A 13,278-nucleotide genomic window follows, 5' to 3' on the forward strand; every position below is an offset into this window, starting at 1 on the left:
GGTGAGCCGTAACCTCACCAACCAGCTAATCAGACGCGGGCCGATCCTTCGGCAGCAAGCCTTTCCCCAAAAGGGCGTATCCGGTATTAGCTCAAGTTTCCCTGAGTTATTCCGAACCGAAGGGCACGTTCCCACGCGTTACTCACCCGTCTGCCGCTGACCCCGAAGGGCCCGCTCGACTTGCATGTGTTAAGCCTGCCGCCAGCGTTCGCTCTGAGCCAGGATCAAACTCTCAAGTTGAAGAGCTGATCATAGCTGATCACAACATAAACGGAAGCACACAACCGACCAGCGTTTCCGCCGATCGTGTGAGCACCGAAACGTCAGACCAGCATCATCCTACTCACGGCTGGTTCACGAAGAACCAGCCCGCAGGGACGACGCCGTCCACGCTTCTCTTTCTCAGATGAACTTGTCAAAGAGCGGGCCGGCCCGAACCGGCGATCATCGGCGACAACAGGACCAGTGCCTGACCAAGGTCAGGCCCGCTGGCCCAGACTGTGCAGAAGACGTTTCAGCGCCCGGTCCGCAGGAGCGGCCGTCGCCGATGAGCGGGGATATACGGGCCGCTCCCGGGCCCGTCAACCCCTTTGCGAAACTTTCGCGACGGGGTCCCTCCCCTTCCCGTTCAAGGCCGTCACGAGGACCGGCTTGGCTCGCCGCAGAGCCAGAGCCGCATGGCGTCGAAGGTCGCGGTCGCCGAGGCGACGATGACATCGGCCTTGCCATGCGACGCCTCCTCGGCGAGGGACAGGCGGAAGGCCTTCCACATCGCTCCGGTCTCACGACCGTGCGCCGCGTAGTAGCGGCAACCGCCTTCCGCGGTGAGCCCGAGCTGGCGCCCGATGTGCTTGGCGATCACCTGCCCGCCGAGAGTCGAGCCTTCAAGGACGTAGAGGGCGCCGAAGGCCTCGGCCCGGTGGCGTGGAAGAGCGAGTTGCGGCCGCGGCAGCGCCCCGATCGCCGCGTCGTCGAAGCCGAGGAAGCGCAGGTCGGCGACGAGATGCGCGAGGCGCCGGCGCGGATCGAAGAAGGCGGCGTCGCCGAGGGAAGCGGCGAGGGCCGGCTCCAGCACGGCATGGAGCCCCCAGAACCGGCCGAGCAGCGCGCGGTAATCATCGCGATTCGCGACGCGGGTCTCCCAGGCGAGGTCGCGCTCGATAGCGTCATGCGCCGCCCGGGTCTCGGTGCGCAGGCGCTCCAGGATGTCGCTCACGCGGTGACCGTGAAGCAGGCGCCGGGGCGGTTCTCGACCTCAAGGCGGGCGTTGATCTGGTCGAGCATCGCCCGGATCAGCTTCATGCCGAGGCCGGTGCCCCCGGCCGGAGCGTCGGGCCAGTCGGTCGGCAGGCCTTTTCCGTCGTCGCAGACCGAGAGCCGGATCCGCCCCTCGGTCTCGCCGGAGACGCTCACCGCGACGCGGCCACCTGCCTCCGCGAAGGCATACTTGAAGGCGTTGGTGATGAGTTCCGTCGCGATCAAGGAGAGTGCCACCGCCTTGCGGTAGGGGACCATCAGCCCCGGCTCAGCGTCGAGATCGACGGAATGCCCGTCCCCCGCCATGCTGGCGAGATCGGCGCAGAGATTCTCGATCGTCTGGCCGAGATCGACCTCCTCGACGCTCTCGGCCTGGTAAAGGCTGTCATGGACCCGCGCCACGCTCATCACCCGAGCCGCGGTCTCGGCGAAGGCCGCCTGCGATGCGGGGTCCGTCACCTGGCGGCGCTGCATCTGCAGGAAGGCCGAGACGATCTGGAGCGAGTTCTTGACCCGATGGTCGATCTCGCGGGTGAGCAGGTCCTTCTGGGCGAGCAGGCGCTCCTTGTCGGCGAGCAGCCCGGTCAGCTCGGTGATCTTGCGCTGCTGGCGCAGGACCACGCCCTCCACCGCCTGCGCCAGGGCCTCGGCGATGCCGGCCTGCCAGGGCGCGAACGGCTCGGACACCCCGCGGCGCTCCTCGACCCAGCGCTCGAACGAGCGGCGGGGCAGCACCGCCACCGGCCCGCTGCCCGCGAGCACCGGCTTCCGCGGATCGCCGCCCCAGGTGACGGTGCTCGGCACTTCGGGCCGGAACCACAGGAGCAGGTGGCGCCGCTCCGGATCGACGAAAACCGCGAGCAGGCCGCTGGCGGACTCGGCATAGGGTGCGCTCGGCGGGTGGGCGGCGGCGAATTCCGCCGTGGCGTAGCTGGTGCGATCCGCCGGCAGGGTCGTGCGCAGCCAGGCGGCGATGGCCAGGACCGCGTCCGGCGGCGGCGTCTGGCCGAGGCTGCGCACGGCATCGTCCGAGACGGTCGCGGCGCCGCGGGCGTCGAACAGGTCGAGGAGGGTGTGGGTGTTCTCGGTCAGCGCGCTGACGAAATCGTCGGAGCGGGCGAGCTCGCGTACCAGCTCGCTCTCCAGCGCCAGATGGGCCTGCTGCTCCTGCCACAGTCGCCGGCTCTCCAGCTCGTAGACCCGCATGGCGAAGGCGTCGGCGAGCACGGTGGCAGCGGCGCGGGTCTCGGGCGCGACGTAATGCGGCCGGCGGTGGTGGCCGATCATCAGGCCCCAGAGCCGCCCCTCGACCAGGATCGAGATCGACATCGACCCGTTCACGCCGAGATTGCGCTGGTACTCGAGGTGGATCGGCGACAGGCTGCGCGCCTGGGCAAAGGTCAGGTCGACCGGAGCGTTGGTAGGCGTGGGCGTCGCCACCAGGGGCACCGGGACGTAGTCGCGGTCGATGACGAAGCGGCTCTTCGAGCGGGTGTAGAGGGCGCGGGCCTGGGCCGGGATGTCGGAGGCCGGAAAGTGCAGGCCGAGCAGGCTGCGGGTCCAGGCAGGGTCCTTGTCCTCGGCGATGGCGGCGCCGTTCCAGTCCGGATCGAAGCGGTAGACCAGGATGCAGTCGAAGCCGGTCAGCGCCCTGGTCTCGCGGGCTGCCACCGCGGCGGCGCCCTCCAGCGTGTCGGCGCCGCGCAGGCGGCTGATGGCGAGCTCGGTATCGAGCTGGCTCGCCGAGCGGAAATCCTCCGGGTGGGCCGGCGCCAGTTCGAGCTCGACGATGATCCGGTCGCCGTTGCGGTGGGCCACCACCTCGACCGGCAACCCGTCGGCGGAGGGCAGCATGACGCGTTGGCGCATGACGCGGCCGGGATCGATGCCATCACCCTGCAGGCTTTCGCGGACCCGGTCGGCCAGCCCCGTTCCGAGCAGAGCGGCGAGGTCGAGGCCGAGCGGGTCCCGGTCGAGCACGTCGCCGACGTTGCGGCTGCAGGCGACCACTGTCAGGGTGTCGAGGTCGGCCGCGACCAGGACGGCATGGGGCTGGATCGCCCCGGGAATATGGATCGGCTCCTGCTCGCACAGGCGTGGGTCGACCGGCTCGGCCCGCACCCGCCGGTTCACCGCCGTCTGGACCGCCTCGCGGCTGTGCCCGTGTTCCAGCGTCTCCACCGGCTCGGTGACGATCCAGTAGCGGTCGGGCACCATGGCCTGACGCAAGGTAATCCTGACCTGCATCGGCCGCGGATCGAAGCCGTAGACGAACGAGAACGTGTGATCGAGCCGGCCCCGGCGCACGCCTTCGCGGAAGCGTCCATAGAAATGCGGCAGGTGGGTGCAGGGAGCGACGTCGGTGAAGAAGCTGCGGCCGATCACCTGCTCGGGCTGGCGGCCGGAGAACGCGCTCTCGGCACGGTTGTAGAGATGGATGACGCCGCGTCCGTCGATCTGGATCACACCCTGGCGGAGGCGGTCGAGGTCGTGCGGCGCGAGGGCGTCGAGGTCGATCGTCGGGGCCGTCGTCTGGTCGGGCAGGGTCACGGTGTATCCAACGAATCGATGGCCCGGGAGGGCGGCGCCTCCAGCGACAGGTCCCACACCTTAACGATTATCGCCTCCGAACGAAACCGCAACGGGTGATGGCCCGATGGCTCGCAGACGCTGCGTCACCGTGTTCCGCCCGTCCGCTCGGCCACCGCCTTGACGGCGCTCTGCAGCCCTTCCTCCAGAGTCGGGTGATAGAACGGGCGGTCGAGGAAGGTCGCGGCATTCCAGCCCTCCTGGACGGCGATGGCCATCAGGTGTGCGAGATGCTCGATCCCGGGCCCGACCATCGCGGCGCCGGTCAACCGGCCCTCGGGCTCGGCATAGACCCGGATCAGGCCGGCGGCCCGGTCCATCGCCCGGGCACGGCCCTGGTCGGCGAAGGCGGTCTCGCCGATGATCCAGTCGCGGGCCGCTTCGGCGTCGAAGGCCCGGCCGATAGCGGCGATCTGCGGGTCGGTGAAGACCAGCGCGAAGGCCGGCCAGGGCGGCGGCGCCTCGACCTGGGGGAAGCGCGCGGCGTTGCCGCCGGCGATCCAGCCCTGGCGCTGGGCCTCGTGCAGCACCGGATGCTCCTGGTTGGCGTCGCCCGCGATGAAGATCGGCGCCGTGCCGCACTGGAGCGTGCGCGGGTTGAAGTCCGGCAAGCCGTCCTCGTCGAGGGCGATCCCGGCGGCGCCGAGGTCGAGGTCGGAGAGGTTGGGCGGACGCCCGGCGGCGGCGAGCACGCGGTCGAAGGTGCCGCTGTCCTGGTCGCCGGATGCGAGGCGCCAGGTCAGCCGCACCCCGTCATCGGCGGCCTCGGCGGTCTCGACCGTGGCGCCGAGACGGAGATCGAACTCGGCGCCGATCAGATCGGCGGCGCAGGCGGCAATCTTGGGGTCGCGGGCACCGCCGACGGCGCCGGCGGGATCCAGGAGCGTCACCTGAACACCGAGGCGGGCCATCGCCTGCGCCAGTTCTAGCCCGACAGGGCCAGCGCCCAGGACCGCGAGGGATTCGGGCAGGGTCTCGATCTCGAACACCGTGTCGGTGGTGAGGACGCGGTCGGCGACCGGCCGCAGGGGCGGCGGCAGGCTCGGGGTCGAGCCGGTGGCGATCACCATGGCGCCGGCGCTGATCCGGGTGTGATCATCGACGAGGAGCGTGGTGGAGTCGGCAAAGCGGGCGGTGCCGGCGACACGCAAGTCCTGCGGGATGCGGTCGAGACCCTCGAAGACCGAGGCGACGAAGTCGTCGCGCAAGCGACGCACCCGCCGCATCACGGCCGCGCCATCGACCCGCACCTCGCCGGTGGTCACGCCGAGCGGGCCGGTGCCGCGCGCGTCGTGCACGGCGCGGCCGGCCTCGATCAGGAGCTTCGAGGGCATGCAGCCGACCCGGGCGCAGGTGGTACCGCCGGGGCCGCGCTCGATCAGCACCGCGCGGGCGCCAGCCTTGGCGGCGGCGGCGTGGGCCGCGATCCCGGCGGTACCGGCGCCGATGATCGCCACGTCGCAGGCCAGTTCACGCATCGCTGTTCCCCTCGGCCTGCTCGGCGCGGCGCGAGCGGCGACGCAGCGGATTCGACGGTGAAGCAACTTGCATCGCGGGCGATTCGTTCCCGCGCGTCAGGCTTTCGGCGCCGGGTCCGCGGGCGCTTGAGCTGAAGGATTCCGGCCCTCGGCGAGCAGGCCGCTGACGAAGCCGGCGAGGCCGACCTGGCGCTCACGGCGCAGGTGCTCGGCAGCGAGGATGGCTTCCAGGGTCTTGAACGAGCGGTCGAGGTCGTCGTTGACCAGCACGTAGTCGTATTCCGACCAGCGCTCGATCTCGGTGCGGGCGTTGAGCAGGCGGCGCTCGATCGTCTCGGCGGAATCCTCGGCCCGGCGCTCGAGGCGGCGGCGCAGCTCACCCAAGCTGGGCGGCAGGATGAAGATGGTGACGACGTCGTCGCGCAGCTTGGCGCGCACCTGCCGGGTGCCCTGGTAGTCGATGTCGAAGATCATGTCGCGGCCGGCCGCGAGCGCCTTCTCCACCGGGCCCCGGGGGGTGCCGTAATAGTTGCCGTGCACCTCGGCCCATTCGAGCAGGTCGTCGCGCTCGCGCAGGTGCTCGAAGGCGTCCCGATCGATGAAGCGGTAATGCTGGCCGTCGATCTCGGACGGGCGGCGCGCCCTTGTGGTGACCGAGACAGAGAGGTCGAGGCCCCATTCGGGCCGCTGGGCCAGCGCCCGGGTCAGGGTGGTCTTGCCCGCCCCCGAAGGCGAGGAGAGGATCAGCACCAGGCCCCGGCGCGCCACAGGTGTGTTCAGGAGTTCGGAGCCCATGGTCGCCACCATCGCGTTGCATCACCCTTTCGCCGGCATGGACGGGCGCGGGCCGTCCGCCGCGCCGCCGGCTTTCCGTTCAGGCCCTTCCAATGCCGCCCGCCCGGCGGGGGCGCAACCGGAGAGATGGCGACGGGGCGGGGACAGATTTCCCTTATTCGACGTTCTGGACCTGCTCGCGGAACTGCTCGACCACCGCCTTGAGGTCGAGGCCGATGCGGGAGAGCGACACGTCGTTGGCCTTGGCACAGAGCGTGTTGGCCTCGCGGCCGAGCTCCTGGGCCAGGAAATCGAGCCGGCGCCCGACGGCGCCGCCGGCGGCGAGCAGGTCGCGGGCAGCCGCGAGATGCGCGCGCAGGCGGTCGATCTCCTCCCGCACGTCGGCCCGCGCGGCGAGAAGCACCGCCTCCTGGTGCAGGCGGGCCGGATCGAAGCTGCCGGCCTCCATCAGGCTCGCGACCTGCGCCGCGAGACGGGCCTTCACCGCCTCCGGCCCGCGGGCCGGGCAGGCTTCCGCGGCCTCGACGAGGTCCGCCATGGCGGCGAGCTGGCCGCCGATGATCTCGGCGAGCGCCCGCCCTTCCGCGCGGCGCCCCTCGGCCAGGGCTTCGACCAGCCGGAGGGCGGCGGCCGAGAGGTCATGCCGCAGCGCCTCGTCGTCGGCCGTCTCCTCCTCGACCTCGACCACGCCGCGGACGCCCAGGAGCCCATCGACGGAGGGGAGCGTGATGCCGAGCGGCATCGGCACCCGGGTCACCGCCTCGGCCAGCGAGGCGAGGAGCGCCTCGTTGATGCGCACCCGCGGGGCGGCTTCCGAACGCGACAGGGTGAGGGTGAGATGGCAGGTGCCGCGGCCGAGGCGCTTCTGCACCAGGGCCCGGGCCTCCTCGCCGACGGAGTCGAGGCCGGTCGGGACCCGGACCCGGACCTCGAGCCCGCGGCCGTTGACGCTCTTGAGTTCCCACGCCCAGTGCGCGGGTCCGGTGGTTCCGGCTTCGCGGGCGAAGCCGGTCATGCTGGCGATGGACATCGTACGCTCTAAGGGTTGCGCAGGACCGGAACGGTCTTCGGCGAGTTCAGGTCGTAGGTCTTGTTGCGCAGCGGATCGCGGGCAGTCCCCTCGGAGGCGTCGAAGGCGCGCGAGCGGGTGCCCGGATTCGCGTCGCCGCCGTCATAGGCGAGGGGCGCGCCGGGCAGGCTCGTGCGCGAGGGCAGAGCCGAAGGGTCGGTCTGGGGCGGCGGCTCGACCTTGTCGACGCCGACCGCCGAGCCCGGATCGGCGGCAGCCTTCGCCTTCTCGACCTGGCGCCAACGGGCGACGTTGCGGTTATGCGCCTCCAGCGTCTCTGCGAAAACGTGTCCGCCGGTGCCGTCGGCGACGAAGAACAGCTCCTTGGTGCGCGACGGGTTCGCCACCGCCTCCAGGGCGGCGCGTCCCGGATTGGCGATCGGGCCCGGCGGCAGGCCCTCGATCGCGTAGGTGTTGTAGGGCGTCACCCGGTCGATCTCGGAGCGCAGGATGCCGCGCCCGAGGGTGCCGCGCCCGCCGACCAGACCGTACACGATGGTCGGGTCGGACTGCAGCTTCATCCGCTTCTGCAGGCGATTGACGAACACGCCGGCGACCCGGGGCCGCTCGTCGGCCCGGCCGGTCTCCTTCTCGACGATGGAGGCCAGGGTGACCATCTCCTGGGGCGTGCGCACCGGCACGTCGGGCGAGCGGCGGGCCCAGATCTGGTTCAGCACCTCGCGCTGCTTGGTGCGCATCAGGTTGAGGATCTTCTGGCGGGAATCGCCGCGCTCGAACTTGTAGGTGTCGGGGAGCAGCGAGCCTTCCGGGGGGGTCTCGTTGATGTCGCCGGTGAGGATGTCGTTGTCGTTGAGGCGGGCGACGATCTGCTCGCTCGTCAGGCCCTCCGGGAAGGTGATGGCGTGCTGCACCGGCCGGCCCTGGACCAGCACGTCGAGCACGTCGTCGATGCTGGCATGGGCCTTGAAGTTGTACTCGCCGGCCTTGAGCGCTGCTTTTCGGCCGAAGCGGGCGGTGAGCTCGAACAGCATCGGATGGGCGATCACGCCCTCGCGCTTGAGCAGGTCGGCCATCTCGCCGACGCTGGAGCGGGGCACCACCACGACCTTGTCGGCGGCAAGCGGCCCCGCCTCGTTGGTCTGGCGCTCGAGCACCACGAGGCCCAGGATGGCACCGAGGCCGAGAATGACGAACAGCGTCAGGAAGCCGCTCACTGCGGAGAGCAGGCCGCCGCGCTCGCGCACGGGCTTCTCGGGTGGCGGCGGGGGAGCGGTCGGCTTGATGGCCTCGCTCGGGCTGCGCGGGGCGAGCCGGCTCGGCGGGCTGACCGGCTCCGGCGCGCTCGGCGCCGGGTCCTGCGTCTTCGATCTGCGAAACATGGCGGTCCTGTCGTGGCGCGTCCGGGGAACCGGCCGGTGGACGCGCGTGCCGGCCCGATGGGGCGGAAAGCGACCGAGACCCTAGCAAGTTTTATGGCGAAATGGAGCCGGCGCGCGCCGGAGGCCACATGCGAGAAAGCCCCTCCACGCGGGCGAGAGGGGCTTTTCGAGGCGGCCGGGGTCCGTCCGGCCGGGCGATCAGTCGGCCCGGCGCAGGATGAGAGAGGCGTTGGTGCCGCCGAAGCCGAAGGAGTTCGACAGGGCGACGTCGACCTTCCGCTTCTGCGCCGTGTGCGGCACGAGGTCGATCGCGGTCTCGACGGAGGGGTTGTCGAGGTTGAGGGTCGGAGGCACGACCTGGTCGCGGATGGCGAGCACCGAGAAGATCGCCTCGATGGCGCCGGCGGCGCCCAGCAGGTGGCCGGTGGCCGACTTGGTCGAGGACATCGCCACGTCGGTGGCGTTGCCGAGCAGGCGCTCGACCGCCTTCAGCTCCAGCTCGTCGCCGAGCGGCGTCGAGGTGCCGTGGGCGTTGATGTAGTCGATCTCGGACGGGTCGATGCCGGCGCGCTTCACCGCCGCGCTCATGCAGCGATAGGCACCGTCTCCGTCCGGCGAGGGCGAGGTGATGTGGTAGGCGTCGCCCGAGAGGCCATAGCCGATCACCTCGGCGTAGATCTTGGCGCCGCGGGCCTTGGCGTGCTCGTACTCCTCGAGCACCACCACGCCGGCGCCCTCGCCCATCACGAACCCGTCGCGGTCGCGGTCATAGGGGCGGGAGGCGCGCTGCGGCTCGTCGTTGAAGCCGGTGGAGAGCGCCCGGCAGGCGGCGAAGCCCGCGAGCGAGAGCCGGTTGATCGGCGATTCGGCGCCGCCGGCCAGCATCACGTCGGCGTCGCCGAGCGCGATCAGGCGCGCGGCGTCACCGATCGCGTGGGCGCCGGTGGAGCAGGCCGTCACCACGGCGTGGTTCGGGCCCTTGAGGCCGTGGGCGATCGAGACCTGGCCGGAGGCCAGGTTGATGATCCGGCCCGGGATGAAGAACGGCGAGATCCGCCGCGGCCCCTTCTCGAACAGCGTCACCGAGGCATCGTAGATGCCGCCGATGCCGCCGATGCCGGAGCCGATGAGGACGCCGGTGGCGCACTGGTCCTCGTGCGAGGACGGGTGCCAGTCGGCGTCGTCGAGAGCCTGGCCGGCCGCCGCCATCGCGTAGACGATGAAGGGGTCGACCTTGCGCTGCTCCTTGGCTTCCATCCACCGGTCGGGATTGAAGGTGCCGTCACTGCCGTCGCCGAGGGGGATCGAGCAGGCGATCTTGCACGCCAGATCCGACACGTCGAAGGCCTCGACGCGGGCGGCACCGCTTTGCCCCTCGATGAGGCGGCTCCACGTGACGTCGACGCTGCTGCCCAGCGGCGACACCATTCCGAGGCCCGTGACGACGACTCGACGCATCGCGTTATCCCGACCCGATCCCATGACGGAAGCGTTCTACCTGACTAGCGGAAGAATGCGGCGATCAGCCGGCGTTCTTCTCGAGGAACTTGATCGCGTCGCCGACCGTCTGGATCGTCTCGGCGGCGTCGTCCGGGATCTCGACGTTGAACTCTTCCTCGAACGCCATCACCAGCTCGACGGTGTCGAGGCTGTCGGCGCCCAGATCGTCGATGAAGTTCGCGTTCGGAGTCACCTTCTCGGGCTCGACGCCCAGGTGATCGACGACGATCTTCTTCACCCGGTCCGCGATATCGCTCATCGTGTAGGTCCTTAAGTTACTGCTCGTGGAACTGTTCGGAGCCGCCGCGTGCGGGCGGAGCCCCGGGGGAAGTTCGTGATGCGGCCGGGCGTGCCGGTCGCGCATGTCGTGGAAAAGCCGCGGACGGCCGGTCCGTCAATCCCCTTGCACGGCCGGCGGGTGCTTAACACAGGGATTCCGCCCTGGCGAGGCCCGCTTCAGCTCCGGTTAAGAAACCGTGCTCCTCGCCTGGGGAATGTGTCCGGCCATCCCCGTGATGCCGCCTAGAACATCGCCATGCCGCCGTTGACGTGCAAGGTATGCCCGGTGACGTAGGCCGCCTCGTCGGAGGCGAGATACACCGCCGCCGCGGCGATCTCGGCGCCCTCGCCGAGGCGCCCCATCGGCACCGTGGCGAGGATGCCCTCGCGCTGCTTGTCGTTCAGCACGTCGGTCATCGGCGAAGTGATGAAGCCCGGCGCGATGCAGTTCACGGTGATCTTGCGGCTCGCCACCTCGGCGGCAAGCGCCTTGGTGAGGCCGACGAGGCCGGCCTTGGCGGCGGCGTAGTTGCCTTGGCCGGCATTGCCGGTGGCGCCCACCACCGAGCCGACATTGATGATGCGGCCGTAGCGGCGCTTCATCATGCCCTTCACCGCCGCCCGCGACAGCCGGAAGGCCGCCGTCAGGTTCACGGCGATCACGCTGTCCCACTCCTCGTCCTTCATGCGCAGGAAGAGGTTGTCGCGGGTGATGCCGGCATTGTTGACCAGCACGTCGAGCCCGCCGAGCGCGGCTTCCGCCGCCGGCACCAGGGCCTCGACCGCAACGGGGTCGGACAGGTTGGCCTCAAGGATGTGGACGCGCTCGCCGAGCTCGCCCGCGAGCGCCTCCAGGGCCTCGCGCCGGGTGCCGGAAACCGCCACATGGGCGCCCTGCCGGTGCAGGGCTCGGGCGATGGCGCCGCCGAGGCCGCCGGTGGCGCCGGTGACGAGGGCCTTGCGGCCGCTGAGGTCGAACATGCTTGATTCTCTCAGATGGTGAAGGCCGCGACCTCGGCCGAGGTGCCGACCGGCGTGGCGCTCGTCCCCGCCGCGATGCGCTTGACGAGGCCGGACAGCACCTTGCCGGTGCCGATCTCGTAGAAGGCGTCGACGCCGGACGCCGCCATCGCCGCCACGCATTCGCGCCAGCGCACGGTGCCGGTGACCTGCTCAACCAGCGCGTCGCGGATCGCCGCCGGCTCGCTCACCGGAGCGGCGAGCACGTTCGCCATCACCGGGACCGTGGCGGGGCGCAGATCCACCGCGTCCAGCGCCGCGCGCATCGCCTCGGCGGCGGGCGCCATCAGGCTGCAATGGAAGGGCGCGGAAACGTTCAGCATCACCGCGCGCTTGGCGCCGCGGCCTTGCGCCAGGGCGACCGCCCGCTCGACCGCCGCGCGGTGGCCCGACACCACCACCTGGCCGGCGCCGTTGTCGTTGGCGACGTCGCAGACGTCCCCCTGGCGGGCCTCCGCCGCGACCTCGGCCGCCGCCCCGACGTCGAGGCCGAGGAGGGCCGCCATGGCGCCGGAGCCCAGAGGCACCGCCTTCTGCATCGCCTCGCCGCGCAGGCGCAGGAGGCGCGCCGCGTCCGCCAGCGACAGGCTGCCGGCGGCGGCGAGCGCGCTGTACTCGCCGAGCGAGTGGCCGGCGACGAAGGCGGCATCGCGGGACAGGTCCAGGCCGCGCTCGGCCTCGAGCACCCGCAGCACCGCGATGCTCGACGCCATCAGGGCCGGCTGAGCGTTGGCGGTGAGCGTCAGCTCCTCGGCCGGGCCCTCGAACATCAGGCGGGAGAGGTTCTGCCCCAAGGCCTCGTCGACCTCGGCGAAGACCGCCCGGGCCGCGGCGTGGTCCTGGGCCAGGCCGGAGCCCATGCCGACGGCCTGGCTGCCCTGGCCCGGAAAGATGAAGGCGCGCGACACGTCGAATGCTTCCTGCCCTTGAGGCTGCCATAGGCAGCGTTAGGCTGCCGGACGCAGCAATGGGCCGCGACACGCAGCGATGCGGCTGCGAGACGCAGCGATTGGGCGGCGCCAGTCGCAGAGCGGCCGGCCGTAGTCAAGCGTGGCCGGAGCGCAAAATCAGGCGCCCCCATCTCGGGGGCGCCCCGGAATCAGGCCTCGTTGAAGAAATCGACCTCGCCGGTATCGAGGCTGTAGGCGGCGCCGACGATCCTGAGCTTCTTGTCGGCGAGCGGCGTGAGCAGCTCGGGCTCCGAGGCGGTGCGCAGGCGCTGCACCACCCGGCTCACATTGGCCCGCACGGCGTTCTCGACGAGGTCGCCCCCCTTGTCGCGCACGCCGAGCACCGCCGGGACGATCGGCTCGATCATCTGCCCGATGGCGCCGGGATACAGGGTGTTGTTCCTGACGACGTCGACCGCCGCCTCGACGGCGCCGCACCGGCTGTGCCCCATCACCAGGATCAGCGGCACGCCGAGCTTGGCCACGGCGTACTCGATCGAGCCGAGCGCCACCGTGTCGACGGTGTTGCCGGCATTGCGCACGATGAACAGCTCGCCCAGGCCACGGCCGAACAGGATCTCCGGCGAGACGCGGGAATCCGAGCAGCTCACCAGTACGCAGAACGGCGTCTGGCCCAGGGCGATCTCGATCCGCCGCTCGCGCCCCTGGACCGAGCGCACCGGGCTGTCGGTCTTGAACTGCCGGTTGCCCTTCTTAAGAGCCTCGAGCGCCTGGTCAGGCGTCATCGTGGTGCGGTTCGTCGACGGGGCGGCCGCGAGGGCGAGGCCGGGCGGTGCCAAGGCCGTCGCGGCGATGGCCGCCCCGAGGGAGCAGCCGCAGCCGAGGAGATGGCGTCGGCTCAGTCGGTTCATCATCGGGTCGTCTCCTCCAGCCTCCGCGCTTTGCACGCGGCCGGCCCGGGGATGCCGGGCCGCACGGCAGGATTGTGGGGCGGAGCGCCGGCGGCGCAATCGTCCAGAAACATTAGGCCCGGCGGCGGT

11 protein-coding genes and 1 rRNA gene are annotated in these 13,278 nt (G+C 70.9%); all 12 read right to left on the reverse strand.

The genetic code is table 11. The features are described from left to right. Positions 1-240: ribosomal RNA gene (locus MFF64_RS01875) — 16S ribosomal RNA — on the reverse strand; the annotation flags it as partial. Between the two features lie 397 nt (positions 241-637). Then, on the reverse strand, positions 638-1,216 hold the full coding sequence (locus tag MFF64_RS01880) for a biliverdin-producing heme oxygenase (protein WP_099901804.1): 579 nt from the start codon (positions 1,214-1,216) through the stop codon (positions 638-640). Next, a complete protein-coding gene (locus tag MFF64_RS01885; protein WP_238189331.1) occupies positions 1,213-3,807 on the reverse strand; it encodes a histidine kinase dimerization/phosphoacceptor domain -containing protein in 2,595 nt (864 codons plus the stop codon). Before MFF64_RS01885 ends, MFF64_RS01880 begins: the two co-directional genes overlap by 4 nt. A gap of 125 nt (positions 3,808-3,932) precedes the next feature. Further along, entirely contained in the window at positions 3,933-5,324 is a 1,392-nt protein-coding gene (locus tag MFF64_RS01890) for a dihydrolipoyl dehydrogenase (RefSeq protein ID WP_238189333.1), read from the reverse strand. A gap of 96 nt (positions 5,325-5,420) precedes the next feature. Beyond that, entirely contained in the window at positions 5,421-6,131 is a 711-nt protein-coding gene (gene gmk, locus MFF64_RS01895) for a guanylate kinase (RefSeq protein ID WP_207768199.1), read from the reverse strand. Between the two features lie 142 nt (positions 6,132-6,273). Continuing rightward, complete coding sequence (locus MFF64_RS01900; RefSeq protein ID WP_099906153.1) at positions 6,274-7,149, reverse strand: YicC/YloC family endoribonuclease; 876 nt, start codon at positions 7,147-7,149, stop codon at positions 6,274-6,276. Positions 7,150-7,157: 8 nt separating this feature from the next. Then, positions 7,158-8,528, reverse strand: coding sequence for an endolytic transglycosylase MltG (gene mltG, locus MFF64_RS01905; RefSeq protein ID WP_099906150.1), 1,371 nt, complete (start codon positions 8,526-8,528; stop codon positions 7,158-7,160). 198 nt (positions 8,529-8,726) lie between these two features. After that, on the reverse strand, positions 8,727-9,986 hold the full coding sequence (gene fabF / locus MFF64_RS01910; protein WP_099906148.1) for a beta-ketoacyl-ACP synthase II: 1,260 nt from the start codon (positions 9,984-9,986) through the stop codon (positions 8,727-8,729). Positions 9,987-10,050: 64 nt separating this feature from the next. After that, positions 10,051-10,287, reverse strand: coding sequence for an acyl carrier protein (locus MFF64_RS01915; protein ID WP_048430877.1), 237 nt, complete (start codon positions 10,285-10,287; stop codon positions 10,051-10,053). A 263-nt stretch (positions 10,288-10,550) separates the two neighbouring features. Further along, positions 10,551-11,288, reverse strand: coding sequence for a 3-oxoacyl-[acyl-carrier-protein] reductase (gene fabG, locus MFF64_RS01920; protein WP_238189336.1), 738 nt, complete (start codon positions 11,286-11,288; stop codon positions 10,551-10,553). Between the two features lie 11 nt (positions 11,289-11,299). Then, the gene (fabD, locus tag MFF64_RS01925) at positions 11,300-12,235 is read right to left on the reverse strand and encodes an ACP S-malonyltransferase (protein ID WP_238189339.1); all 936 of its coding nucleotides are present in this window, start codon (positions 12,233-12,235) and stop codon (positions 11,300-11,302) included. Between the two features lie 191 nt (positions 12,236-12,426). Further along, on the reverse strand, positions 12,427-13,152 hold the full coding sequence (locus MFF64_RS01930) for a carbonic anhydrase (RefSeq protein ID WP_099904976.1): 726 nt from the start codon (positions 13,150-13,152) through the stop codon (positions 12,427-12,429). Between the last annotated feature and the right edge of the window lie 126 nt (positions 13,153-13,278).

The organism is Methylobacterium frigidaeris (genome assembly GCF_022179185.1).
Lineage (GTDB): Bacteria > Pseudomonadota > Alphaproteobacteria > Rhizobiales > Beijerinckiaceae > Methylobacterium > Methylobacterium frigidaeris.

What these genes read in the sequence shown, in the direction of transcription:
- fabG (WP_238189336.1), bottom strand. Translation starts at nt 11,288, where the DNA reads ATGTTCGACCTCAGCGGCCGCAAGGCCCTCGTCACCGGCGCCACCGGC.
- MFF64_RS01930 (WP_099904976.1), bottom strand. Translation starts at nt 13,152, where the DNA reads ATGATGAACCGACTGAGCCGACGCCATCTCCTCGGCTGCGGCTGCTCC.
- mltG (WP_099906150.1), bottom strand. Translation starts at nt 8,528, where the DNA reads ATGTTTCGCAGATCGAAGACGCAGGACCCGGCGCCGAGCGCGCCGGAG.
- MFF64_RS01900 (WP_099906153.1), bottom strand. Translation starts at nt 7,149, where the DNA reads ATGTCCATCGCCAGCATGACCGGCTTCGCCCGCGAAGCCGGAACCACC.
- gmk (WP_207768199.1), bottom strand. Translation starts at nt 6,131, where the DNA reads ATGGTGGCGACCATGGGCTCCGAACTCCTGAACACACCTGTGGCGCGC.
- MFF64_RS01915 (WP_048430877.1), bottom strand. Translation starts at nt 10,287, where the DNA reads ATGAGCGATATCGCGGACCGGGTGAAGAAGATCGTCGTCGATCACCTG.
- MFF64_RS01890 (WP_238189333.1), bottom strand. Translation starts at nt 5,324, where the DNA reads ATGCGTGAACTGGCCTGCGACGTGGCGATCATCGGCGCCGGTACCGCC.
- fabF (WP_099906148.1), bottom strand. Translation starts at nt 9,986, where the DNA reads ATGCGTCGAGTCGTCGTCACGGGCCTCGGAATGGTGTCGCCGCTGGGC.